This is a genomic window from Salarchaeum sp. JOR-1 (genome assembly GCF_007833275.1).
Taxonomy (GTDB): domain Archaea; phylum Halobacteriota; class Halobacteria; order Halobacteriales; family Halobacteriaceae; genus Salarchaeum.
In genome coordinates this window covers 574353-597296 of the sequence record NZ_CP042241.1, presented here as the reverse complement: position 1 = coordinate 597296, position 22944 = coordinate 574353, and the positions used below count along the sequence as shown (strand labels likewise).

Below are 22944 nucleotides of genomic sequence, written 5' to 3'. Positions count from 1 at the left end.
TGCTTTTAACAAACGCCTTGTGTGGACGCCCCCAACCGCCGGTGTGTACCTCCTCGAACTCGTCGGGGCGGACGACGAATTCGCGGTCGCGGAGGCGCGCGCGGCCGCCGCACCCGCCGCGGAGCGCGTCGCGCCCGGTCTCGCCGTCGCGCCGTCGCTCGACCTCGGTCGGGCGGGCGACCTCGCGTTCACCCGGTACGCGAGCCGCCTCGTCGGCCGCACCGACGCGAGCGTCGAGAGCGCTACCGCCCTTCTCGACGCCGCGAACGTCGGTATCGAGGGAACTGTCGCGGTTCGCGCGGTCGACCTGCGCGGGAGCGCGGGAGTCGACACCCAGCGCGCGGAGCGCGAACTCGGCGGCGTCCTCACCGACCGCGGGTTTTCCGTGGATCTCGACGACCCCGACTTCGTCCTGCGCGCGGCGTTCAGCGCCGACACGTGCGCGCTCGGCTGGCTCGCCGTCGCGACCGACCGCGACTACGACGCCCGGAAACCCACGAAGCGGCCGTTCTTCCAGCCCGGATCGATGGATCCGATGCTCGCCCGCGGTCTCGTCAACCTCGCCGGCGCACGCGACGGCACGCGGCTCCTCGACCCGATGTGCGGCACCGGCGGCGTGCTCATCGAGGCCGGCCTGGTCGGCGCGCACCCGCTCGGAAACGACGCTCAGGCGAAGATGGTTCGGGGCGCGCGCGAGAACCTCGCGGCCTACGCCGACGACTCCGCGGTCTGGCGCGGGGACGCCACCCGCCTCCCGCTCCGCGACGCTGCGGTCGATGCAGCGGTGTTCGACGCGCCCTACGGTCGCCAGTCGAAAATCGAGGCGCACGGCCTCAGCGACCTCGTCGGCGGCGCGCTCGCCGAGGTCGCACGCGTCACCACCGGCCGGTGCGTGCTCGTCGCCGACCGCGACTGGCGCGACGAAGCCCGGGAGGCGGACTGGACGGTCTCTGCGCGGTTCGTCCGGCGCGTCCACCGCTCGCTCGACCGCCACGTCCTCGTCCTGGAGTGATCAGCGCTCGCGGCCCTCGCCGATGACGCCCAATCCAGTTCGGATTCCGACGTTTTCTCCCGTAACTGTTCGGAACTGTTCGAGGAGACGGGTGTTCCGCCTCGGTTTCGAACCGGAAACGCCCGTGAACGACGAGTACGTACGGCCACACATGTCACGTCCGGCTACCGCTTCCCTCCCCGGCCGTCTCGACCGCGCCGCCGACTGGGGCGTGTACGCGCTCGCCGCCGGCACGCTCCTCGGACTGGTCGCGTTCGTCACGAACCCCGTCCCCGACCCCTCGTTCCCGTGGGCGACGCTCCCGCCGTCGCTCCGCCTTCCCTACACGCAACCCCGCATTGAGCACTGGCCGGTGTCGTACACGCTCGCCGTCTGGCTGTGGGTGTTCGGCCTCCCGTTCGCGCTGCTCGCCGCGTACCGCCGGTTCGCCCCCGTCGCGGGCCGCCGTTCGGCGTGGCTCGTCGGAGTACCCGCCGTCCTGATGGTCGCGCTCACCACGTACTGCCGGTACTTCTGGCCGAAGCCCGACCCGGCGACGTGGAACGCGCCCGCGTACACCGTCGTCTGCTGGGCGTACTGCTCGTCGTACGTCACGGTCTGGAGCACGCTCGCGTACGCCGTCGCCGCGGTCGGCGTCGCCGCGTTCCTCGCCGCTCGAACCGACGGCGACCGGGCGGCGGTCGCGGCGGGCGCGTTCGGCGTGCTCGCGCTCCCGCTCGGCGTCCCGGCGCTCTACTACGCGACCACCGAAAGTGACTGACTGTTCAGTCAAAACGGCTTAGTCGGCTGAGTCTTTCTCCCCGCTGTGAGCGCGATAGATGCCGACCAGCTGGCGTTGACGTACGCCGACGGAACCGAGGCCGTCACGGACGTGTCGATGGACGTGCCGGAGGGCGAGTTCTTCGGGTTCCTCGGCGCGAACGGCGCCGGGAAGACGACGACCATCAAGATGCTCGTCACGCTCCTGAAACCGCCCGCGGGGTCGGTGACGGTGAACGGACTCCATGGCGCGCGCCACCAGCGCCGACGCGCGCTGACCGAGAGGAGTACCACTTTAGGGTGCAGGCGCGTTCTCCACGTGTATGGAGCAGTACCTCGGGCTGGTATCGGACACCCTCAGCGGGGGTAACTACAAGCCGAACCGGACGGGCGTCGACACGATCTCGGCGTTCAGCCGGCACTACGAGACGGATCTCGCGGACGGCTACCCCCTCCTGACGACGAAGAAGATGGACGGCTTCCGCTGGAAGTCGATGCTGCACGAACTCCTCTGGTACCTCTCCGGCGAGGAGCACGTCCGCGACCTCCGCGAGAAGACCGGAATCTGGGACGAGTGGGCCGACGAGGACGGCCACCTCGACACCGCCTACGGTCGGTTCTGGCGGCGCTACCCCATCCCGGACGAGGGATTACCCGGCGAGACGTGGGCGGACGAGGAGAACGACTGGGTGACCGAGGAGGGGACGTTCGACCAGATCCAGTACGTCCTCGACCAACTGGCGGAGAACCCGAACTCGCGGCGTCTCGTCGTGAACGCCTGGCACCCCGCGAACGCCGCCGTCTCCACGCTCCCACCGTGTCACTACACGTTCGTGTTCAACGTCCAGGGCGACCGGCTGAACCTCCACCTCACGCAGCGCTCGGGCGACATCGCGCTCGGCGTGCCGTTCAATCTCGCGGCGTACGCGCTCCTCCTCACCGCCGTCGCGCAGCGCGCGGGCTTCGAACCGGGGACGTTCGCGCACACCGTCGTGGACGCCCACGTCTACTGCGGCGAGGGCGCTCGTGGGGAATGGTACGGCGACAACCTCCCAGAACTCCAGTCCCGTCTCGCCGACGGCGACCCGCTCGACGTGAAATCGTGGGTCGAGTCCGAGGCCCCCGATGGCTCGACGGATCCGCGCGGGAAGCCGTACGACCACGTCCCCGGTCTCCTCGAACAGCTCTCGCGCGACCCCACGCCCAAGCCCGATATCGAAGTCGCCGACAAGCCGCTCGACGCCCTCGAATTCGACGACATCACGCTCTCCGGGTACGACTCGCATCCGGGACTTGACTTCGGCGTGGCAGAATGAAACTCAGCATCGTCGCCGCCGTCGCCGCGAACGGCGTCATCGGCCGCGGGGGCGGGATGCCCTGGCACTACCCCGAGGACCTCGCGCACTTCAAGGAGACCACGACCGGCCACCCCGTCATCATGGGGCGGCGGACGTTCGAGAGCATCCGCGAGCGCCTCGGTGGCCCGCTCCCCGACCGCACGAACGTCGTCCTCACCAGCAGTCCCGACACCCTCCCGGACGGCGTCGTCGGCGTCGACAGCGTCGAGGAAGCCGTCTCCGCGGCGCGTGCCAGGGACGACGTGGCGTACGTCGTCGGCGGCGAAACCGTCTACCGCCAGTTCCTCCCCGACGCCGACGAACTCGTCCTCACCGAACTCCGCGAGGAGTACGAGGGCGACACTCACTTCCCGGACTGGAATCGCGACGACTGGGAGGAAGTCGAGCGCGACGACCGTGCCGAGTTCGCGTTCGTCACCTACCGCAGGCGCGCCAGCACGCGGTCGTAGCCCGCGACGAGCGCGCCGAGCGCGGCGGCGACGAGCCAGAGCGCGACTCCTTCTACCGGCTGTGGGTCGAGCGTATCGTTCAGTCCGGCAAGCGCGTACAGCGCGAGCGCTCCGAGCATCGTCACGATGGCGAACCGCCACGCCCGCGTGTACGGGACGCGGACTCGGTCGGTCGCGATGAGCCAGCCGCCGACGCCGGCGACTACGAGCGTCCCCACGAACACCGCGCCCGTCCCGAAATCCGTCATCACACCGGCGAGCGGGCTTGTTGCGATGATACCGAGTAGCACCGTTCCGAGCACGATACCGATTCGCTCGAACGTATCCGGGAGGGCCATACGCGAATTACTTACTCGGTCGACAAAAACTCTTCTCGGCGCGTCAGCGTCCGAGTTCCGCGAGCATCCGCCCGAGTTGGACGCGGTCACTGTTTCCTTCGGCGAGCATCACGTCCACGTCGCCAGCGAGTTCGTGGAGTTCCGCGAGGTCGTCGCCCGCGTACCGTGAGCGGCCGACTCTGAGGATTTCGTCGAGAACTTCGGTGCCGTCGAGGCCTTCGTCCACGAGCAGGTCGTCGAGGGTGGAGCGCGCGTCGGTGAAGTCGCCGGCCTCGGCGTCGTCCAGCATTCCCGTGATTTCGTCGTCCAGTCCCACGTCCTGGAGGGTCTCGTAGGCGGCGTCCATCGTCACCTCGCCCTCGGCCTCGTGGGTCGCCTGCGCGGCGGTGACGGCCTTCCGGAGGTTGCCGGCGGCGTACCCCGCGACGTACTCCAGGCCGTCGTCCTCGTACGCGACCTCCTCGGCTTCGACGATGTCGTGGAGGACGCCGACGGTCTCGTCCGCCGTCGGCGCGCGCACGGAGACGGGGAAGCACCGCGAGCGAATCGGCGGGATGAGCTTCGTCGGCTGGCGGGTCGCGATGACGAACTGGGTCGCCTCGTGGTGCTGTTCCATCACGCGACGCAGCGCCTGCTGGAAGTCCTCGCGGATCGACTCGGCGTTGTCGAGCAGGACGGTGGTGTAGTCGCCCGAGACCGGCGGATAGCTCGCGGACTCCTTCAGCACGTAGTTGATGAGGTCGGCCTTCGAGGAGTTCCGCTTGCGCTTCGGCGTGATGAAGTGCTCGAATCGCGGGTCGTTCGCGATCTCCTTCTTCGTCATCCCGAAGAAGTCCTTCACGTTCAACTCGACGAGGTCGTTCTCGCTCTCGTGTGCGGCGTCCGCGAGCGCGCGCACCGCCGCGGTCTTCCCCACGCCGACGGGCCCGTGGAGCACGAGGTTCACGGGTTCGTCCACGGCGTCCCGGAGACGTTCGCGCACGTCCTCCTGTGGGATGTCGGCGAGGGAGGGCGCGTGCGTCTCTATCCAGAGCGGGTCGTCCATACCGGACGGAGTCGGGGCGCGGGTAAGAATCGGTCGGTTACGCCGACTGCCCGCCGTCGCTTCCGCCGTTGCCGCCGCGGTCGCTCAGCCGTACCGAGAGTGTCCCGCGGTCGTCACCAGCCTCCGCCAACACGCGGACGTGGTCGGCGTCCGGCACGGTGACGGTGATGGTGCCGTTCGCGTCCGTCGTGCCGACGCGCTCGCCGTTCACGGTGACGGTGGCGTTCGCGACGGCGCTCCCGTTCTCGGTGACGCGCACCGTGACGTTCTCGCCCGCGGAGACGTTCCCCGCGAAGGAGACGGTCAGACTCCCGTCAGTCCCGCGCATGCCGTCCTCGTGCATCCGAACCGGGTTCACGGGCTTGTTCAGTCCCGTCTCGCTCACCACGGGCTTGACGATGTACTTCCCGCTGTTCCCCGCCTTCACGACGTTGATGTCGTAGACGAAGTGCGCGGAACTGCTCGCGTTCAGCGTGAACTCGCTGTTCACGTGGAGCTTCTGCGACGGCAGCTTCACGTTCACCGACTCGCCGGTCGTGAGCGTGCCGTTCACCTCGCTCACGTACGCGAACACCTTGTCGTAGGTGCCGGCGGGAACGGAGACGTTCCCGAGCAGGCTCGCGTTCTCGCCCTGCAACCGCGTCAGGTCGACCGTCGTGTCGTTCACGTCCCGCTCCACCCACTCGCCGCCGCCGGACTGGGACTCGGATTCCTCGGTCGTCGCAGTCCCGGCCGTGGTGGTCGTGGTTGCGGTCGTGGTGGTGTTGGTCGTGGTGGTGTTGGTCGTGGTGCTCGTCGCGTTCACCGTCGAGGTCACGTCCGTCGTGTCGTTCGCGCTCTCGACGAGGTGGAAGCCGACGCGCGTGATGGTGACGTTCAGGTGTTCGAAGTCCCCGATAGCGCCCGGGCGGTCGCTCACGTAGAACGCGACTTGCGCCGTTCCGCCGGTTGTCGTGCCGTCCGTCGTCGTGCCGTCAGTGGTGGTCGCCGTCGTGGTGGGGCCGCCCGCGCCGGCGCACCCGGCGAGGACGACGGTCACCGCGACGACGAGCGTGGCCAGTGTGCGATTCATGTACTCGACCCGTGGAGCGCGACGGGGATTAATCCGGACGGCCGTTCATCCGTTCGAACCGTTTTGGACGGTTTGAACGACGAGTCGAAGCCGCTTTCCGACCGCCACGCCCACGCTCACCCATGACTCTCCACGTTACTTTCCTCGGGACGAGCGGGGCCGTTCCCACGACGACCCGGAACCCGAGTTCCGTCTTCGTGAAGCGCGAGGGCGACGCGTTCCTCTTCGACGCCGGTGAGGGAACGCAGCGCCAGATGATGACGTACGGCACGGGGTTCGACGTGTCGGACGTGTTCGTCTCGCACGTCCACGGCGACCACGTGCTCGGCCTCCCCGGGCTCGTGCAGACGTGGGACTTCAACGACCGCTCGGAGCCGGTGACGATTCACACGCCCCGGGGCACGAAGTCGAAGCTCGACCAGCTCGTGCGCGCCATCGGCTCCCCCACGGGGTTCTCGGTGCGCGTGAGCGAAGTCACGCCCGGCGAAGTCGTCCTCGACCGCGACGAGTACGAGGTACGGGCGTTCGAGACCGAGCACCGCACCACGTCCGTCGGGTACGCGCTCGTCGAGCACGACCGGAGGGGCCGATTCGACCGCGAGAGAGCGGAGGAACTCGGCGTGCCCGTCGGCCCGAAGTTCAGCGAACTCCACGACGGCAACCCCGTGGAACTCGACGACGGCACGCTCGTGCGGCCCGAACAGGTCGTGGGAGAACCGCGACCCGGCCGCACGGTCGTCTACACGGGCGACACGCGTCCCGTTGACGCGACCGTGGAGGCCGCGGACGGCGCCGACCTCCTGATTCACGACGCGACGTTCGCGGACGACGCCGCCGAGCGCGCCGCCGAAACCGGCCACTCCACCGCTAGCGAGGCCGCGCGGGTCGCCCGGAACGCCGGGGCGCGACGGCTCGCCCTCACCCACATCTCCAGCCGGTACGCGGGCGACGCGAGTACACTCAAACAGCAGGCGGAGCGCACGTTCACCGGGAAGTCCGTCGTCGCGCACGACGGCCTCGAACTCGACGTCCCCTACCCACAGTAGGGCGGCCGTGCGCTTATATTTCGCAATCGCCTACTTTTCGCCGTGAGTACCCGTACCCGCGCGCTGGACGCGCTGGTGTTCGGCGTCGACGTGCAGAGCGGCGACGTCCGCGGTAACGCGCCCTCTTACGCGCTCGTCGTGTACGACGGCGAAGAAATCGAACGCGACGTGGTGAGCCGCCGCAAACTCCGGCGGCTCGTCGCGGACGAGGAACCCGACCTGCTCGCGACGGACAATATGTACGAACTCGCGGCGGACAAAGACCAACTCGTTCACTTCCTCCGCGGCCTCCCCGCCGAGACGAAGCTCGTGCAGGTGACGGGCGACGAGCGCCCGGAACCCCTCTCTCGGGTTGCGAAGCGCCACGGCGTCCCCTACGGGAAACCCGCGATAGAAGAGGCCGAGGCCGCCGCTCGCCTCGCCGCGCGGAACGTCGGCTACGAGGTCTCGGCGTTCACGAACGAGACCGAAATCAAGGTCTCTCGCGGGCGTTCCACTGGAAAGGGCGGGTGGAGTTCTGACAGGTACACGCGACGGATCCACGGGAACGTGAAGACGGACGCCCGCGAGATCGCCTCGAAACTCGACGACGCCGGCTTGGACTACGAGATGGACGAGACGGAGAAGTACGGGGGGTTCTCGAACGCGGTGTTTACCGTGCAGGCGCGCATGGAGGACATTCCCGTGTCGAGTCGGCGCTCCGGCGACACCCGCGTCGAAATCGAGCCCGTTCGACGGGACGGCATCGAGTTCGTGCCGCTCGCGCGCCGCCGCGATCGCGTGCTCGTCGGTATCGATCCCGGAACCACGACGGCGGCGGCGCTCGTGGACTTCGACGGCCGCGTACTCGACGTGCTCAGCACCCGAACTGCGGACACTGCGGACGTGGTGGAGTGGATTATCGAACACGGACGGCCCGTCCTCGTCGCCGCGGACGTGACGCCGATGCCGGAGACGGTAGACAGTTTCCGGCGGACGTTCGACGCCGCGGGCTGGGAGCCCGACGCCGACCTGCCCGTGGACGAGAAGCAGCACCGGACGCGAGAGGAGGGCTACGAGAACGACCACGAGCGGGACGCGATGGCCGCCGCCTTGTTCGCGTACGACGCGCACGAAGACCAGATTCGACGGGTGACGGAGCAGATCCCGCCGCAGGTCGATAGGGAGGACGTGCTCGCGCGCGTCGTCGGGAACGGCGAACACGTCGACGCCGTCGTCGACGACCTCACCGCGACCGAGGAGCCCCAACCCGAGGAGACGGAGCACGAGGCTCGAGAGCTCACCGACGAGGAAAAGCGCATCCGCGACCTCGAACGCCAGGTCGAACGGCTCTCGGATCACGTCGACGAACTCGAAGCCGAACTCGAGGAGAAGGAGGCTGAAATCGAGGAGTACGAGTCCGAGCTGTCAGATGCTCGCCGCGAGGAGCGCGAACGCGCCCGCGAACGCCGCGAGGTCACCAAACTGGAGTGGGAGAACTCGCGGCTGGAGGACGAACTCGACGCCGAGCGCGAGCGCGCGGACGAACTGGAGTCGAAGCTCGCTCGACTGAAAGACCTCTGGAAGCTCGACCACTCGAACTTCGCGGACGTGAACTCCGGCGACCTCGTCGCGGTGAAGCCGGTCGAGCAGTTCACGCGGGACGCCATCGAATCCACCGTTGAGGAGTACGGCATCGCCGCCGGGGACGTGGTGTACTTCCGGGACGCCTCGGGTGCGGGCCGCGCGACCGCCGAACTGCTCGCCGACCACGACCCCCGGGTCGTCCTGCTCTCCGGCAGCACGTCGGACGCCGCCCGCGACGTGCTCTACGAGGAGGACGTGGCGTTCGGGCCGGCTGACGACGTGCGGATTCGGGAAATCGACGAACTCGCAATCGCCAGCGAGGACGCCGTCGAAGCCGTCGAAGCCGACTACCGCGAGCGCGTCGAGGAGCGCGAACAGGAGCAGAACGAGGCGATGGTCGACCAGATAATCTCGGAGCATCGCGCCGACCGGGAGTGACGGCGCGCGGAGAACCGAGAGTTTCTTTCCCGCTCGTCGGGAGGGTCGTGTATGGACACGTACGAGTTGGTCACGCGGAACGCCGCGGAAGTCGTGACCGAGGAGGAAGTCCGAGCGCTCGCCGACGACCCCGAGGGGAAGCGGGTGTACGTCGGGTACGAGCCGTCCGGTGTGCTCCACATCGGCCACCTCCTCGGCGCGAACAAGCTCATCGACCTCCAGGAAGCGGGATTCGATGTCGTGGTGTTGCTCGCGGACGTGCACGCCTACCTGAACGACAAGGGGTCGTTCGACGAGATCGAGGAGATCGCGGAGCGGATGCGCGAGCAGTTTCTCGCGTACGGTCTGGACGAGGAGTCGACGGAGTTCGTCTACGGGTCGTCGTTCCAGTTCGACGAGGACTACGTGCTCGACCTGCACGGCCTCGAACTGGAGACGACGCTCTCGCGGGCGGAGCGCGCGATGAGCGAGATCAAGAGCGGTGACTCCGTGAAGGTCTCGCAGGCCGTCTACCCGCTGATGCAGGCGCTCGACATCGAGTACCTCGACGTGGATCTCGCGGTCGGCGGGATGGAGCAGCGCAAGGTGCACATGCTCGCGCGGGACGTCCTGCCCAGCGTGGGGTACGACGCGCCGACGTCGCTGCACACGCCGCTCATCGCCGACCTCGAGTCCGGCGAGGGGAAGATGAGTTCGTCCTCGGGCGTGAACATCAGCATGGAGGACTCGACTGAGGACATCGCGGAGAAGGTGAACTCGGCGTTCTGCCCGCCGACCCGCGACCCCGAGGGAGACCTCGAAAACCCCGTGCTCCAGGTCTTCGAGTACCACGTGTTCCCGCGGTTCGACGAAGTCGTCGTGGAGCGGCCCGACGAGTACGGCGGCGACCTGGCGTACGACGACTACGAGGCGCTCGCCGCCGACCTCGAATCGGGCGAACTCCACCCGGCGGACGCGAAGGGCGCGCTCGCGGACTACCTCGACGAACTCATCGCGCCGGGCCGGGAGCGGTTGCGGGAGCTTCGTTCCTGACTGCGGATTGGGGGCGTTCGGGCAGTCTCGGGGTGCGCACGGGGTGACTGCCGCTCTCCGATTCCGAATTCCGTGCGGTGGCTTACTGCGTGATAGCCGTGGCTGTGTCGGCTTCCGGTTTGAACTATCGGGCGCGAGCGGCGAGCACGACGTCCGCGGTGGCGTACCGTGCGTGCACACGTCGCCGTCTCGCGGGTGGCCCGTGGGCGTTCACGCCATCCCCATCATCTCCATGCCCGCACGGAGGCCACGACGGACGAGCAGGGCGAGGCCGAGGAGAACCACGAACAGGCCGATCGCGACGATAGGCGCGTTGTAGGCGACGACGGCGAGGCCGACGACTACGAGGAGGATTCCGACGAGTCCTTGCGTGCCGAGTTTGTCGAGCATACGTCGTAGTTTCTCGCCGCGGAGAAGCCGGTTTCGGTGGGGAGAGTATGGATTTAAAAGCCTGCCGCGTCTACGCGGGCATATGAGCGACGACGAGGGGAGCCGCAAGAACTTGCGGATGCCCGACGAGGACGAAGTGTTCGCCGAGGTGACGGACATGCTCGGCGCGAACCGAGTCAACGTCCGCTGTGCGGACGGGACAGAGCGAACCGCCCGTATTCCGGGCCGGATGCAGAAGCGCATCTGGATTCGCGAGGGCGACATCGTGCTGGTGGAGCCGTGGGACTGGCAGGACGAGAAGGCGGACGTGACGTGGCGCTACGAGAAGGCGGACGCGGAACAACTCAGGGAGGAGGGCCACCTGGATTAACGATCTCCGACTGTGTAGATAGTGCACACTACACGGTTTTTCAGGTGCGAACGAGGGATGGGGCATCTACTACCTCGGGTTCGACTGTACTATGGCCGATTTCGCCTCATTTGATGTCGAGATACCCCACTGCGAAATCCCACCAGGGCCACAGCGTCCCGCTCTTACCTTCTACACGTCCTCTATGGAACGTCGGGATTTTAACGTCGAGGTAGCGGGTGGTTCCGAACGGAGCGATAATCGTGAACTGGCCAGTGCTGAAGTGGTACGCTGATTCTCCGAGCGGATTGTCAGACCCGCTATCGTAATGGAATCCGCTCTCGATGTTCGGGAAATTCGATGCTGTAATCGTTGGGCGCCCAATATTCTCTGCGGCAATGAACCTGTCGAATTGAACGATATCGCCGATGGTGGGGGTTGTCCACGAACCAGTCCCACGAGCGTAAGTGGTATCACCGACTGAGACCGTTTGCGGGTCGAACCTATGGGTTCATTAGTCATGACCTCAGGTTCGACTTCAGGTCCTCCGTCCTCATTATTCGAAGCTGCTTGGGCAGTGGAGGCTAGGCCTCCGATAGAAAGCAGCCCTGCCGTTCCTTTGAGTACCGATCGTCTATTCACCGTCTTGTCCTCCTCTTTAGCAGTCATACGCAGCTGAATAATCGGACAGAGGCACTATTAAATTTTCCTACTAGAAATCATCTTAACTATATATTTTCTACAACAGTTGGTGGGAGTGGTAGTAAAAAATTGTTTATATTATTGGTGAGTTTTCTCTGTATGGCTTTGACCCTCCGATTCCCGGCGTCCGTGCGCGAGTGGCAAGCGACCTATCTCGTGAGCGTCCTCGTGTTCGGGTTGCTCGTCGCGCTCGGGACTCCAGCCCCGCTGCCGAACGTGGTCGCTATCGCGCTCACGGCGACAACACTTCTCGTCATCGGTCTCTACCTGCTTTCGCTGCTATGGCGGCGGTTCGCCAAGAATTCTCCGTGACCTTTTACGAGCGCGCTGCGTAGTCGCGACCAGTGACCGAGGACGACGACTTCGTCGAGGAACCGGAGGGGGCACCGGGGGACGAGTTCGAGGAGATAGACGTTTCCGACACGGAGGCAGACCGCATCGCGCGCAAGCGTGACCGCGAGTTCGCGGAGTTCCGCAAGCGCGTGAAGGACGCCGACCAGTTCAAGGTCGAGGCCGGCGCGTTCGACGACGCGACGTACGCGGCTATCTACAAGCTCGTCCAGGACGGGTACGTCGCGGCGCTCGGCGGCCCGATCTCGACGGGGAAGGAGGCGAACGTGTACGCGGCGGAAGCGCCGGACGGTGGGACGGTCGCACTGAAAGTGTACCGCGTGAACGCCTCGGACTTCCGGCAGATGCGGGACTACCTGGAGGGCGACCCGCGCTTCGAGGGGATTCGGGGGGACAAGAAGTCGGTCGTGCTGGCGTGGACGCGCAAGGAGTTCGCGAACCTCCAGCGCGCGGCGGAGGCGGGCGTGAAGGTTCCGGAACCCATTGCCGTCCAGCGGAACGTGCTCGCGATGGAGTACATCGGCGGCGAGGACGAGGCCGCGCCGACGCTCACCGACGTGACGCTGGAGAACCCGGAGACGGCGTACGAGGTCGTCCGCGAGTACATGCGGCGGTTGTACGACGCGAAACTCGTGCACGGCGACCTCTCCGAGTACAACATCGTCGTCCACGAGGGCGAGTTGACGGTTATCGACGTGGGGCAGGCGGTCACCACCTACCACCCGAACGCGGACGAGTTCCTGCGGCGGGACTGCCGGAACGTCGCGAACTTCTTCTCGCGGGCGGGCGCGGACGCCGACGTGGACGACCTGTACGCGTTCGTCACCCGCGAGTAGAGCGGTAGGCTTTTTTCGGCGTCGCGCTGATTCCGGGGTATGCAGTCCGCTCTCGACTGGCGCTGGCGTGGTTCGAGAGCGGACAGTGTCGCCCGCATCGGGGTCGCGGCCTAACTGCGCTCCCCGACTCGGGGTGGCGCTCCCTCGCTCTCCTCGCGCACTACTCACCAGAGAGCCACGCAGCCACCCCTACATGACACAGACAGTCACACCCTACCACGTTTCGGGCGACATCGACTACGAACGACTCCTCGACGACTTCGGCGCAGACCGCCTCCGGGACGCCCACCAGGACCGCCTCGGCCATCCGCTCGCGCGCCGCGACGTGTTCTACGCGGGCCGGGACGTCGCGCGCTTCCTCGACGCCGACCGGCGATCGGTCGTCACGGGCCGCGGGCCGAGCGGGCCGATGCACCTCGGGCACGTCCTCCCCTTCTACTTCGCGAAACACCTCCAGGACGCGTTCGACGCGACCGTGTACGTCCCGCTCTCCGACGACGAGAAGTACTACGCGAAAGCCCAGACGTACCCCGAGACCCGAGAGTACCTCCGCGACAACCTCCGGGACGTTCTCGCGGTGGGGTTCGACCCCGAGAACACCCGCATCGTCGTGGACACGGACGACGCGGACGTGGTGTATCCGGTCGCGTCGGCGTTCGCGGGCGACATCACGCACAACCAGATGACGGCGACGTACGGCGACCCGCCGAACGTCGGCCTCGCCTTCTACCCCGCCGTCCAGACCGCACACCTCCTGCTGCCCCAGCTCGTCGAGGGCGAGCACGCCACCCTGGTGCCCATCGCCGTCGACCAGGACCCGCACGTCCGCGTCTCCCGGGACGTCGCCGCAAAGGCGAAGTACGACGTGTCGAAACCGACCGCGCTCCTCGGGAAGTTCCTCCCGAGTCTCGACGGCCCGGGGAAGATGAGTTCGAGCGAGGGCGTCGCCATCCACCTCGACGACGACCCCGACACCGTTCGCGAGAAGATCTCGTCGCACGCATACACGGGCGGTCGCGCGACGCTCTCCGAGCACCGCGAGAAGGGCGGGATTCCCGAGGAGGACGTCCCCTTCCAGTACCTGCAGGCCTTTTTCGAACCGGACGACGACCGCCTCCGCGACATCGCGGCCGCGTACCGCGGGGGCGAGTTGCTCTCGGGCGACCTGAAGGAACTCGCGGCCGACCGGATAGCGGAGTTCCTCCGCGAGCACCAGTCCCGGAAGGCGAACCTCGGGGCGCTCGACGACGAGCTCGCGGCCTACCGGCTTGCCGAGGGCGAACGCGAGCGGGCGCGGTCGGCGGTTGGACTGTAGCGGCGGAGCGGAGGACTGAACGCTTAAACGGCTTCATCTCTTAGGATTCGGCAATGACACAGCACGTGAAGATTCCGCAGGACCGCATCGGAGTCCTCATCGGCGAGAACGGAGAGACCCTTCGCCGGATCGAACGCGAGGCGGAGGTCAGCCTCGACGTGGACTCCGAGAACGGCGCGGTCGCGGTGGAGAAGACGGGCGACCCGATTCGGGGCCTGAACGGGCCGGACATCGTGCGCGCCATCGGTCGTGGCTTTCGGCCGGACGACGCGCTCAGCCTGCTCGACGACGATATGCGGATGTTCGACACCATCGATATCGGTCGCGCGGCGCGCAACGACAACGACCTCCGTCGCAAGAAGGGCCGGCTCATCGGTGAGAACGGCCGGACTCGTGAACTCATCGAGGAGCTGACGGGTGCGAGCGTCGTCATCTACGGGTCGACGTTCGGCGTCATCGGCGGCCCGACCGAGGTCGAGATCGCTCGGTCGGCCGCGGAGATGATTCTCGACGGCGCGCCCCACGGCGCGGTGTACTCGTTCCTGGAGCGAAAACGCGCGGAGGAGCTCAAGAATCAGGGGATGGAGTACCACGAGTACCACGGATAGTATTTAAACACCCCGTTCTTGGCACTAGTTAACACGCATACTGGCCTTCCACGCGTCGCGTTAGCACGACCGACAGTAGATTTATGTAGAAGGACAATCAATCATTCGAGTAGCTATGGCGCAGCAAATGGGTAATCAGCCGCTTATCGTACTCTCCGACGACTCGCAGCGAACGTCGGGGAAGGACGCACAGTCGATGAACATCACCGCCGGGAAGGCCGTCGCGGAGTCCGTCCGCACCACGCTCGGCCCGAAAGGCATGGACAAGATGCTCGTCGACTCCTCGGGGAACGTCGTCGTCACGAACGACGGCGTGACGATCCTCAAGGAGATGGACATCGAGCACCCCGCCGCGAACATGATCGTGGAAGTCGCCGAGACCCAGGAGAACGAGGTCGGCGACGGCACCACGTCCGCGGTCATCGTCAGCGGCGAACTCCTCAAGGAGGCCGAGGAACTCCTCGAACAGGACATCCACGCGACCACGCTCGCCCAGGGGTACCGGGAGGCCTCCCAGCAGGCGCGTGAAATCCTCGAAGACATCGCCATCGACATCGACTCCGAGGACACCGAGTACCTCGAGCAGATCGCCGCGACCGCCATGACCGGCAAGGGCGCGGAGAACGCGAAGGACGTCCTCAGCGAACTCGTCGTTCGCGCCGTCCAGTCCGTCGCCGACGACGGCGTCGTCGACACGGACAACATCAAGGTCGAGAAGGTCACCGGCGGCGCAATCGAGAACTCCGAACTCGTCGAGGGCGTCATCGTCGACAAGGAGCGCGTCAGCGAGAACATGCCGTTCGCCGTCGAGGACGCGAACGTCGCCCTGCTCGGCGACGCGCTCGAAGTCCAGGAGACCGAAATCGACACCGAGGTCAACGTCACCGACCCCGACCAGCTCCAGGAGTTCCTCGACCAGGAAGAACAGCAGCTCGAGGAGATGGTCGACGCGCTCCACGACGTGGGCGCGAACGTCGTGTTCGTCGACGGCGGTATCGACGACATGGCCCAGCACTACCTCGCACAGCACGGCATCCTCGCCGTCCGCCGCACCAGCAGCGACGACCTCAGCCGGCTCGCCCGCGCGACCGGCGCCGTCCCGGTGTCCAACGTGAAGGACATCGAGGAGGACGACCTCGGTCACGCCGGGAAAGTCGCGCAGAAGGACATCGGCGGCGACGAACGCATCTTCGTCGAGGACGTCGCTGACGCGAAGTCCGTCACGCTCATCCTCCGCGGCGGCACCGAACACGTCGTCGACGAAGTCGAGCGCGCGATCGACGACTCCCTCGGCGTCGTCCGCGTCACGCTCGAAGACGGTCAGGTGCTCCCCGGCGGCGGCGCGCCCGAGACGGAACTCGCGATGCGCCTCCGCGACTACGCCGACAGCGTCGGCGGCCGCGAGCAGCTCGCCGTCGAGGCGTTCGCCGACACGCTCGAAGTCATCCCGCGCACGCTCGCCGAGAACGCGGGCCTCGACTCCATCGACTCGCTCGTCGACCTCCGCAGCCAGCACGACGGCGGCGCGACTGCGGCCGGTCTCGACGCCTACACGGGCGAAGTCATCGACATGGACGACGAGGGCGTCGTCGAGCCCCTCCGCGTGAAGACGCAGGCGATCGACTCCGCCACGGAGGCAGCGACGATGATCCTCCGCATCGACGACGTCATCGCCGCGGGCGACCTCGCCGGCGGCCAGATCGACTCCGACTCCGGCGGCGACGAAGGCCCCGGCGGCCCCGGTGGCGCCGGCGGCATGGGCGGCATGGGCGGTATGGGCGGCATGGGCGGCGCGATGTGAAGTCAGGGAACCACTGACTTCGCGTGGACAGCGAACCGCCGCTTCGCCCACGCACCCACCCGACCGCTGTACCGCTCGCCTGACACACTCGGTTTTTCTTCGCGCGACACACCGACTAGTCGTGACTGTGCGGAATTATCGGTCTGTCATGGTTTTCGACTCCGCCTTTCGAACACCCTAAGTATTGTCCGCGGAAATCCCGGGATATGGTCACTCTCCTGTTGAACAAGGAAGACGTGGACGAGAACACGCCGATGCCGGAACTCATCTCCGCGGTCGAGGACGCGTTCGCCGCGTACGAGACCGGGGACGCGCAGATGCCCGCGAAGTCCTATATCGACCTCCCCCAGTACAACGGGGACTTCCGGTCGATGCCCGCCTATCTGGACGCCGGATCCTGGGACGCCGCCGGCATCAAGTGGGTGAACGTCCATCCGGACAACCCAGACCGCTTCGACCTCCCGACCGTGATGGGGACGATGGTGTACTCCGACCCCGAGAACGCGTACCCGCTCTCCATCATGGACGGTACCGAACTCACGATGAAACGCACGGGCGCGGCCGCCGCTGTCGCCACCGACCACCTCGCCGTCGAGGACGCGTCCAGTTTCGGGCTGGTCGGCGCGGGCGTCCAGTCCTACACTCAGTTGGAAGCTATCAGCCAGATTCGGGACATCGAGGAAGTCGTCGTCAGCGACCTGAACGAAGCGCGCATCGAGCAGTTCATCGACTACTTCGGCGACGCGTTCGACGTGCGCGAGGGCACCATTTCGGACGCCGGGCACTGCGACATCCTCTCCACTGTCACACCCGTCGAAGACCCAATCGTCCACCCGACGGACATCGGCGAACACACCCACGTCAACGCGATGGGTGCGGACGCCGAAGGCAAACACGAGATCGCGGACGACGTCCTGCTGGACGCCACGGTCGTCATCGACGACTTCTCGCAGACCACGCACTCCGGCGAAATCAACGTCCCGTGGAGCGAGGGCGTCCTCGGCGAGGACGACATCTACGGCGAAATCGGCGAAATCGTCACCGGGAAAAAAGACGGCCGCACCCCGGAGGACGGCGTCACTGTCTTCGACTCGACGGGCCTCGCGATTCAGGACGTGGCCGCTGCACACGTCGTCTACGAGCACGCAAACGAGAAGGACAACGGCACCGAGTTCGACCTGCTCGGCGTCCGATAGTACAAGTAGGAAGCCGCGGCCAGACCGGGCGTGCAGTAACGCTCGCCCGGAGCGGCGCCGCGAAACCCCGCCGGACGGCCGTTCCGTATTCGATGTCCGGCGTGAACGCCCCTAGTCGAGCAGGATAGCCGGGCGGAACGGCACCGCCTGGCTCGCTTTCTCCGCGTCCGCCTCGTCCTCCGGGATGACGGCGACGTTCGCGTCGAACTCGCGCGCGAGGAATCCGGCCGCCGCCTCGTACACCTCTGTCTCGTCCGTCTCTCGCAGCGTCTCTATCTCCTCGTCAGAGCGACTGCGCACGTCCGCGACGAGCTCCTGGACGAGGTCGTTCACCTCGTTTCCGCGCTCGCGCAGGCTCTCGTGCTGCATCACCGACCCCATCACGGCGCCGACGTCGGGGCCGGTTTCGGCGACCTCGTCGAACACCGTCTGCTTCCAGTCCGCCGCGGTGAACACGCGGACTTCGTCGGGGTCGGTGCCCGTGACGTCCACGATATCGCGCACGTCCTCGACGAGCGACTCCACGAGCGCCTCTTCCGCCTCGACGCGCGCCGACTCGAACTCGGGATCGGGTTCCGGCCACGCTACGTCCTCCACGGGAACGCCCGTGAGGTCTTCGTGGAGTTCGTTCGCGAGGAACGGCACGATGGGCGCGAGCAGGCGGACGCGCGTCCGCAGCACCTCCCGTCGCGTCCACGCCGCGCCCGGCCGGTCGAGGTTCGTGCGCTTGCGGTACCACTTCAGGTGATCCTGGAACTGGTAGAACGCGGTCTGGCTCGCCTTCCGCGTCTCGAACCCGTCCATCGCCTCGGTCGCCGCCCGCACCGCGTCCTGGAGCTTCGATAGCAGCCAGCGGTCAATGCGCTTCAGGTCGGGGCGCTCGTCGGGCACGTCGGCGTCGATGATCTCCTGTGCGCGCTCGTAGAACCGCGCGAGCTGGTGCTTCGTGTTCTCCACCTCGTTCGCCCGCCAGTCGAAGTCCTGCCAGGGCTCCGCGGAGTTCAGCAGGAAGAACCGGACGGTGTCCGCGCCGTACTCCTCGATGGCGTTCTCGGGGAGGACGACGTGCCCCTTCGACGACGACATCTTCTGCCCCTCCAGCAGCCCCATCCCCATGATGGTCGTGCCCTGCGGCCAGTTCGGCTCGTCGAACAGTTCCGCGTGGTGGAACAGGTAGAACGTCAGGTGATTGGAGATGAGGTCGTTCGCGGAGAACCGATAATCGACCGGATACCAGTAGTCCCACTCCTCGTGCAGTTCGACCGCGCGCTCCGGCGGATTCTCCACCGCGTCCGCACCGTAGAACAGCGCGTCGAAGAACTCCCGCGTGAGTTTCTCGGGCGGAATGTCCTGAATTCGGTGCGCGACCGTGTAGTAGGACATGTAGATGGTGGAGTCCGAGAGCGGTTCGATGACGAAGTCGTCGTCCCACGGCAGTCGGGTTCCGAGCCCGAAGTTCCGGATGCACGGCCACTGCTTGAGCCAGTCGATGGTGTGGTAGAACTGGTCGCGCGTGTTCTCCGGCGTCGCGTCCAGGCCGGCGACGACCTCTCGGGCCTTGGCCTTCCAGTCCTCGTCGTTGTACCGGAGGAACCACGTCTCCTGTTTCGCGACCTCCACGTCGCCGCCGCAGCGACACACGACCTCCTCGGAGAACTCGTACATCGAGTCGAAGCGTCCCTCCGCGGCGTAGGCGTCCGCGAAGCGTTCGCGAACGTCCTCCACGAGGTCGCCGGCGAACTCGTCGTACATGTCCTTCATGCGGCCGGCGTGGAACTCGCGGTTGTACACGTCCTGCGTCGCGTCCTCGAGCGCGGGGTCGTCGCTGGACTCGATGCCGTACTCCTCGACGGCGTCCCGCGCTGGATAGACGCCGTAGCCCTCCACGTCGATGATGGACTTCGGCTCTATCTCCCGAACTTCGGCGGGGTCGATGCCGTACTCGCGCATGCGCTCCTCGTCGGCTTTCGCTTCTTCGAGCGCGACCCAGTCGTCGGGGCTGTGCGCGGGCACGCTCATCACGACGCCCGTAGCGTTGTCCGCGTCCACGAACCCCGCGGGGAGAACGAGCACGTCCTCGCCCGTCACCGGGTTCTCCACGCGCTCGCCCACGAGCGCGTCACCCGTGAACCGCTCCAGGATCTCCACGTCACGTTCCTGGAGGACGAGTTTCTGCACGGCGTCGTGGCTCACGAGCCACCGCTCGCCGTCGACCTCGGCCTCGACGTACTCCGCGTCGGGGTTGATGTAGGCGTTCGTCACGCCCCGAACGGTCTCCGGGCGCAGCGTCGCCATCGGCACCACGGTGTCGTCGCGTCGGAACTTCACGAGCGTGTAGTTCTGCTCCTCCGCCTCCTCGCCCTCCGCGAGGTCGTGCGTCGTCACCGGGTTCTCTTCCTCCGTGCAGTACTTCACGGGGTGGAGGTCGTTCTCCAGCAGGCCGCGCTCTCGGAGCGTCTGGTACTGCCACTCGATGAACTTCGAGTACCGGTCGTCGTTCGTCGTGAACTCCCGGCGCCAGTCGATGCTGAGGCCGAGCGACTTCATGTTCCGCTTGTAGTGGTTCTCCAGGAAGTACCGCGCGAAGCCCATCGGCGTCTCCAGGTCGTGGAGCTTCTCCTCCGGGACGTTGTACGTGTCCCGCAGCACCGAGATCTGGTCTTCCTCGCCCTTCTGCAGGCGGTTCACCGCGCCGACGATGGGCGTGCCGGTGACGTGCCACGCGATGGGGAAGAGGACGTTGTCGCCCTGCAGGCGGCGGTAGCGAGCGTAGACGTCCGGAACGGTGTACGTGCGGACGTGCCCGACGTGCATCCCGCCCGACGGATACGGGTAGGGGACGGTGACGAACGTCGCGTCGTCCTCGCCGTCGGGGTCGGCCTCGTATCGACCGCCGTCCTCCCAGCGGTCCTGCCACTTCCGTTCGAGTTCCCGTGGCTCGTAGCTCATGTCCGTACCCTCACGGCCGCACGCCTAAAGCCCTCTCATACTGACTGCTCTCCCTGTTCGCGTCACCGAAAACGCCACGTTACTGGCGTGGGACGCCCAGCTCGTGGCCGCCTTCACGGACGCCGTTCACGACGCCCTCGCCGACGCGCTCGCGGAGCGCCTCCCGGGGTTCGACTGGACGACCGAGGAACGCGTTCGCCGAACCCCGGTTGACGTCGCCGGGGAGACCGCCGACCGCCGAGTGTTCGTCGAGGTGGAGATGCGTCGAGCCGACCCGGCGAACAATCCAGTGAAGCTCGCGCGGTACGCTGACGCCGGCGACTTCGACCGACCCGTGTTTCTGGTGCAGGCGTTCAGCGACTACTACGCGCTCGACACGGGTGGCGTTTCGAGCAAGCGCGCGAACGCCGAGTTCGTCGGCGCGCTCGCGGACGACCACGTTCCGGGGTTCGCGTATCGCGCGCTCGACCTGCCGCTCGCGCCGCCGAAACACGGCGAGTACGCCGAGGAGTGGCGTCCGGCGGTCGACGCGCTCGCGGACGAACTAGTGGAGTTAGTCTAGGGTCGCGAGGCCGTCGTCGAGGATGTCCCCGAGCACGTCGCGCGCGTGGCCGTCCGGCTTCACGCCCTCGTAGACGTGCGTGACCTCGCCGTCCGCGAGCACGAACGTCACGCGCTCCGTGTACCCCTCGGTCGTGTCCACGCCGAACGCGTCCGCGATGTCCCCGTCCGGATCAGCGAGCAGGCCGAACTCGAGTCCGTACTTCTCCGCGAACTCCTCGTGGGAGTCCACGTCGTCGAGGCTGACGCCGTACACGTCGACGCCGGCGTCCGCGTACGCGTCGAGTTCCGCGTTGAACTGCTTGGCTTCGACGGTACAGCCGGGCGTGTCGTCCTTCGGATAGAAGTAGACGACGGTGGGCTCCTCGAAGTCGAGGTCGACGAGCACGCCGTTCTGGTTCTGTGCCGCTACGTCCGGAGCGTCCGCACCGGGTTCGAGCATACCCGATACACGGACGCCCGGAACTTAGCCTTACGCGATGTCGATGCTCGTCGAGTCGTCCTCCCCGCTCGCTTTCGGGAGTTCGACGGTGAGCACGCCGTTGTTGAACGACGCGGACACCGCGTCCTCGTCGACGGACTCGGGGAGCGAGAGCGACCGCGACACGGAGCGCTTCGAGCGCTCCCGGCGGATGTACTGCTCTTGCACGTCATCCTCGGGCGACGCCTCGTGAGTCGCGTCGACCTGGAGCGTGTCGTCCCGGAGGTGCACGTCGATGTCCTCCTTCTCGAACCCGGGGAGGTCGGCGGTGACGACGAACGCGTCACCCGTGTCCTCCACGTCCACGGCGAGCCGGCTCTCAACGTCGAACTCCTCGAACTCGTCGAACTGGTTGCTCATCCGGTCGAATAGCCGTTCGAACTCGTCGAAGGGGCTGCGTCGTCGCGTCATACACCTCCTAGTAGGTCGCGCGAACGCTAAAAGTCGGCGGCCAACGCGGCCCGCGGCCGCCTACACGACGTGTCGAACGTCGTAGGAGCCGAGGCGGCGCACCCAGCCGTCTTCGGCGATGGCGTCGATTTCCGCGAGCGCGTCCCGGGTGCGCTGCTCGTAGAGGCCGGCGGCCACGTCGAGGTGGAAGACGTAGTCGCCGAGGCGTTCGCCGCTCGGCCGGGACTCCACCCGGCTGAGGTTGATGTCGCGCTCCGCGAACGGTTCGAGCAGGTCGAGGAGCAGTCCGGGGTAGTTCGCGTCCGGGTAGACGACGAACGTCGACTTCCCGCCGGCGTCGGAGCGCTCCGCGGCGCCGGCGACGACGAAGAACCGGGTGGCGTTCGAGTTCCGATCCTGGATGTCCTCCGCGAGCACGGTGAGGTTGTCGCCCGCGTTGTCGGGGTGGCCGATGCCGGCGACGCCCGCGGTCTCCCGCGCGAGCTCGACGCCGCGCGCCGTGGACGCCACCGCCTGTCGGTCGGCGTTCGGATAGTTCTCGTCGAGGTAGCTCCGGCACTGCGCGAGCGCCTGACTGTGACTCGCGACGGTCTCGACGGTCTCCGTCTGCGCGAGCAGCGCGTGCCGAATCGGCGTCACGACCTCCTGCACGACCGCGACCTCGCGCTCCGCGAGCGCGTCCAGCGACTCCGTCACCGACCCCTCGATGGAGTTCTCGATGGGAACCACGCCCCGGTCGGCGTCGCCGTCCGCGACCGCGGAGACGATGGCGTGCACGGACTCTCGGAACCCCACGTCCGCGTCCTCCGAGACGGCGGTGGCGGCGCGGTGCGAGTACGTTCCGGACGGTCCCAGGGTGACGACCTTCATACGCCTCGT

General features: G+C 66.9%; 23 protein-coding genes and 1 pseudogene. 16 read left to right on the top strand and 8 right to left on the bottom strand.

Annotation, left to right across the window (positions count from 1 at the left end; translation table 11 throughout):
- Positions 1-43: 43 nt before the first annotated feature.
- The 5 genes and pseudogenes from FQU85_RS04115 to FQU85_RS04095 all read left to right on the top strand — a co-directional run bounded on the left by FQU85_RS04115 (position 44) and on the right by FQU85_RS04095 (position 3578).
- Complete coding sequence (locus FQU85_RS04115; RefSeq protein WP_145844644.1) at positions 44-1012, top strand: methyltransferase domain-containing protein; 969 nt, start codon at positions 44-46, stop codon at positions 1010-1012.
- A 151-nt stretch (positions 1013-1163) separates the two neighbouring features.
- Positions 1164-1772 (top strand): hypothetical protein, encoded by a 609-nt coding sequence (locus FQU85_RS04110; protein WP_145844642.1) that lies wholly within the window; start codon positions 1164-1166, stop codon positions 1770-1772.
- Between the two features lie 45 nt (positions 1773-1817).
- Positions 1818-2027 (top strand): annotated as a pseudogene (locus FQU85_RS04105) (ATP-binding cassette domain-containing protein); the annotation flags it as partial.
- Between the two features lie 67 nt (positions 2028-2094).
- Positions 2095-3087, top strand: a complete 993-nt coding sequence (gene thyA / locus FQU85_RS04100; protein ID WP_145844638.1) for a thymidylate synthase — start codon at positions 2095-2097, stop codon at positions 3085-3087.
- Positions 3084-3578, top strand: coding sequence for a dihydrofolate reductase (locus FQU85_RS04095; protein ID WP_145844634.1), 495 nt, complete (start codon positions 3084-3086; stop codon positions 3576-3578). Before thyA ends, FQU85_RS04095 begins: the two co-directional genes overlap by 4 nt.
- On the opposite strand, the gene FQU85_RS04090 is transcribed toward FQU85_RS04095, so the two are convergent.
- From FQU85_RS04090 to FQU85_RS04080, 3 genes are read right to left on the bottom strand one after another with little or no spacing between them, the layout of a single operon-like run.
- Positions 3548-3916, bottom strand: coding sequence for a hypothetical protein (locus tag FQU85_RS04090; protein ID WP_145844631.1), 369 nt, complete (start codon positions 3914-3916; stop codon positions 3548-3550). The genes FQU85_RS04095 and FQU85_RS04090 overlap by 31 nt on opposite strands.
- 43 nt (positions 3917-3959) lie before the next feature.
- Positions 3960-4961 carry an AAA family ATPase gene (locus FQU85_RS04085; RefSeq protein WP_145844629.1) on the bottom strand — a complete coding sequence of 334 codons (1002 nt, stop codon included), beginning with the start codon at positions 4959-4961 and terminating at the stop codon, positions 3960-3962.
- 37 nt (positions 4962-4998) lie between these two features.
- Positions 4999-6033 carry a DUF4382 domain-containing protein gene (locus tag FQU85_RS04080; RefSeq protein ID WP_145844627.1) on the bottom strand — a complete coding sequence of 345 codons (1035 nt, stop codon included), beginning with the start codon at positions 6031-6033 and terminating at the stop codon, positions 4999-5001.
- Positions 6034-6155: 122 nt separating this feature from the next.
- Here FQU85_RS04080 and rnz point away from each other — a divergent pair, with 122 nt between their 5' ends.
- From rnz to FQU85_RS04065, 3 genes are read left to right on the top strand one after another with little or no spacing between them, the layout of a single operon-like run.
- Entirely contained in the window at positions 6156-7079 is a 924-nt protein-coding gene (gene rnz / locus FQU85_RS04075) for a ribonuclease Z (protein WP_145844625.1), read from the top strand.
- A 42-nt stretch (positions 7080-7121) separates the two neighbouring features.
- On the top strand, positions 7122-9083 hold the full coding sequence (locus FQU85_RS04070) for a DUF460 domain-containing protein (RefSeq protein ID WP_145844623.1): 1962 nt from the start codon (positions 7122-7124) through the stop codon (positions 9081-9083).
- A gap of 51 nt (positions 9084-9134) precedes the next feature.
- Positions 9135-10115 carry a tyrosine--tRNA ligase gene (locus FQU85_RS04065; RefSeq protein ID WP_145844621.1) on the top strand — a complete coding sequence of 327 codons (981 nt, stop codon included), beginning with the start codon at positions 9135-9137 and terminating at the stop codon, positions 10113-10115.
- 210 nt (positions 10116-10325) lie between these two features.
- On the opposite strand, the gene FQU85_RS04060 is transcribed toward FQU85_RS04065, so the two are convergent.
- Entirely contained in the window at positions 10326-10505 is a 180-nt protein-coding gene (locus tag FQU85_RS04060; RefSeq protein ID WP_145844619.1) for a hypothetical protein, read from the bottom strand.
- 82 nt (positions 10506-10587) lie between these two features.
- Here FQU85_RS04060 and eif1A point away from each other — a divergent pair, with 82 nt between their 5' ends.
- The 7 genes from eif1A (at position 10588) to FQU85_RS04025 (ending at position 17663) form a co-directional block, all read left to right on the top strand.
- Positions 10588-10875, top strand: a complete 288-nt coding sequence (gene eif1A / locus FQU85_RS04055) for a translation initiation factor eIF-1A (RefSeq protein WP_145844617.1) — start codon at positions 10588-10590, stop codon at positions 10873-10875.
- 780 nt (positions 10876-11655) lie between these two features.
- A complete protein-coding gene (locus tag FQU85_RS04050; RefSeq protein ID WP_145844615.1) occupies positions 11656-11868 on the top strand; it encodes a hypothetical protein in 213 nt (70 codons plus the stop codon).
- 32 nt (positions 11869-11900) lie between these two features.
- On the top strand, positions 11901-12743 hold the full coding sequence (rio1, locus tag FQU85_RS04045) for a serine/threonine-protein kinase Rio1 (protein ID WP_145844613.1): 843 nt from the start codon (positions 11901-11903) through the stop codon (positions 12741-12743).
- 193 nt (positions 12744-12936) lie between these two features.
- Positions 12937-14058 (top strand): tryptophan--tRNA ligase, encoded by a 1122-nt coding sequence (locus FQU85_RS04040; RefSeq protein ID WP_145844609.1) that lies wholly within the window; start codon positions 12937-12939, stop codon positions 14056-14058.
- Between the two features lie 53 nt (positions 14059-14111).
- The gene (locus FQU85_RS04035; RefSeq protein ID WP_145844605.1) at positions 14112-14666 is read left to right on the top strand and encodes a pre-rRNA-processing protein PNO1; all 555 of its coding nucleotides are present in this window, start codon (positions 14112-14114) and stop codon (positions 14664-14666) included.
- Positions 14667-14793: 127 nt separating this feature from the next.
- Positions 14794-16467 carry a thermosome subunit alpha gene (gene thsA / locus FQU85_RS04030; protein ID WP_145848722.1) on the top strand — a complete coding sequence of 558 codons (1674 nt, stop codon included), beginning with the start codon at positions 14794-14796 and terminating at the stop codon, positions 16465-16467.
- A 206-nt stretch (positions 16468-16673) separates the two neighbouring features.
- Positions 16674-17663, top strand: coding sequence for an ornithine cyclodeaminase family protein (locus FQU85_RS04025; RefSeq protein WP_145844601.1), 990 nt, complete (start codon positions 16674-16676; stop codon positions 17661-17663).
- Between the two features lie 111 nt (positions 17664-17774).
- On the opposite strand, the gene leuS is transcribed toward FQU85_RS04025, so the two are convergent.
- A complete protein-coding gene (gene leuS, locus FQU85_RS04020; RefSeq protein ID WP_145844597.1) occupies positions 17775-20612 on the bottom strand; it encodes a leucine--tRNA ligase in 2838 nt (945 codons plus the stop codon).
- A gap of 103 nt (positions 20613-20715) precedes the next feature.
- Here leuS and FQU85_RS04015 point away from each other — a divergent pair, with 103 nt between their 5' ends.
- Positions 20716-21174, top strand: coding sequence for a hypothetical protein (locus FQU85_RS04015; RefSeq protein WP_145844595.1), 459 nt, complete (start codon positions 20716-20718; stop codon positions 21172-21174).
- Here the strand turns inward: FQU85_RS04015 and FQU85_RS04010 are convergent.
- Genes FQU85_RS04010 through pheA form a run of 3 tightly spaced genes read right to left on the bottom strand, consistent with a single transcriptional unit; the run spans position 21166 to position 22935 of the window.
- On the bottom strand, positions 21166-21615 hold the full coding sequence (locus FQU85_RS04010; protein ID WP_145844592.1) for a peroxiredoxin: 450 nt from the start codon (positions 21613-21615) through the stop codon (positions 21166-21168). The two genes, FQU85_RS04015 and FQU85_RS04010, sit on opposite strands and share 9 nt — an antisense overlap.
- A gap of 30 nt (positions 21616-21645) precedes the next feature.
- Positions 21646-22065: an Hsp20/alpha crystallin family protein gene (locus FQU85_RS04005; protein ID WP_145844590.1), complete on the bottom strand. Its 420-nt coding sequence runs from the start codon at positions 22063-22065 to the stop codon at positions 21646-21648.
- 60 nt (positions 22066-22125) lie between these two features.
- Entirely contained in the window at positions 22126-22935 is an 810-nt protein-coding gene (gene pheA, locus FQU85_RS04000) for a prephenate dehydratase (protein ID WP_145844588.1), read from the bottom strand.
- Positions 22936-22944 lie beyond the last annotated feature (9 nt).

Excerpts from the sequence above, each read along its gene's own strand:
- FQU85_RS04090 (WP_145844631.1), bottom strand. The coding sequence starts at position 3,916 with ATGGCCCTCCCGGATACGTTCGAGCGAATCGGTATCGTGCTCGGAACG.
- thsA (WP_145848722.1), top strand. The coding sequence starts at position 14,794 with ATGGGTAATCAGCCGCTTATCGTACTCTCCGACGACTCGCAGCGAACG.
- eif1A (WP_145844617.1), top strand. The coding sequence starts at position 10,588 with ATGAGCGACGACGAGGGGAGCCGCAAGAACTTGCGGATGCCCGACGAG.
- FQU85_RS04010 (WP_145844592.1), bottom strand. The coding sequence starts at position 21,615 with ATGCTCGAACCCGGTGCGGACGCTCCGGACGTAGCGGCACAGAACCAG.
- FQU85_RS04080 (WP_145844627.1), bottom strand. The coding sequence starts at position 6,033 with ATGAATCGCACACTGGCCACGCTCGTCGTCGCGGTGACCGTCGTCCTC.
- thyA (WP_145844638.1), top strand. The coding sequence starts at position 2,095 with ATGGAGCAGTACCTCGGGCTGGTATCGGACACCCTCAGCGGGGGTAAC.
- rnz (WP_145844625.1), top strand. The coding sequence starts at position 6,156 with ATGACTCTCCACGTTACTTTCCTCGGGACGAGCGGGGCCGTTCCCACG.
- FQU85_RS04040 (WP_145844609.1), top strand. The coding sequence starts at position 12,937 with ATGACACAGACAGTCACACCCTACCACGTTTCGGGCGACATCGACTAC.
- leuS (WP_145844597.1), bottom strand. The coding sequence starts at position 20,612 with ATGAGCTACGAGCCACGGGAACTCGAACGGAAGTGGCAGGACCGCTGG.
- pheA (WP_145844588.1), bottom strand. The coding sequence starts at position 22,935 with ATGAAGGTCGTCACCCTGGGACCGTCCGGAACGTACTCGCACCGCGCC.
- FQU85_RS04110 (WP_145844642.1), top strand. The coding sequence starts at position 1,164 with ATGTCACGTCCGGCTACCGCTTCCCTCCCCGGCCGTCTCGACCGCGCC.
- FQU85_RS04065 (WP_145844621.1), top strand. The coding sequence starts at position 9,135 with ATGGACACGTACGAGTTGGTCACGCGGAACGCCGCGGAAGTCGTGACC.
- FQU85_RS04035 (WP_145844605.1), top strand. The coding sequence starts at position 14,112 with ATGACACAGCACGTGAAGATTCCGCAGGACCGCATCGGAGTCCTCATC.
- FQU85_RS04085 (WP_145844629.1), bottom strand. The coding sequence starts at position 4,961 with ATGGACGACCCGCTCTGGATAGAGACGCACGCGCCCTCCCTCGCCGAC.
- FQU85_RS04025 (WP_145844601.1), top strand. The coding sequence starts at position 16,674 with ATGGTCACTCTCCTGTTGAACAAGGAAGACGTGGACGAGAACACGCCG.
- FQU85_RS04095 (WP_145844634.1), top strand. The coding sequence starts at position 3,084 with ATGAAACTCAGCATCGTCGCCGCCGTCGCCGCGAACGGCGTCATCGGC.
- FQU85_RS04005 (WP_145844590.1), bottom strand. The coding sequence starts at position 22,065 with ATGACGCGACGACGCAGCCCCTTCGACGAGTTCGAACGGCTATTCGAC.
- FQU85_RS04060 (WP_145844619.1), bottom strand. The coding sequence starts at position 10,505 with ATGCTCGACAAACTCGGCACGCAAGGACTCGTCGGAATCCTCCTCGTA.
- FQU85_RS04050 (WP_145844615.1), top strand. The coding sequence starts at position 11,656 with ATGGCTTTGACCCTCCGATTCCCGGCGTCCGTGCGCGAGTGGCAAGCG.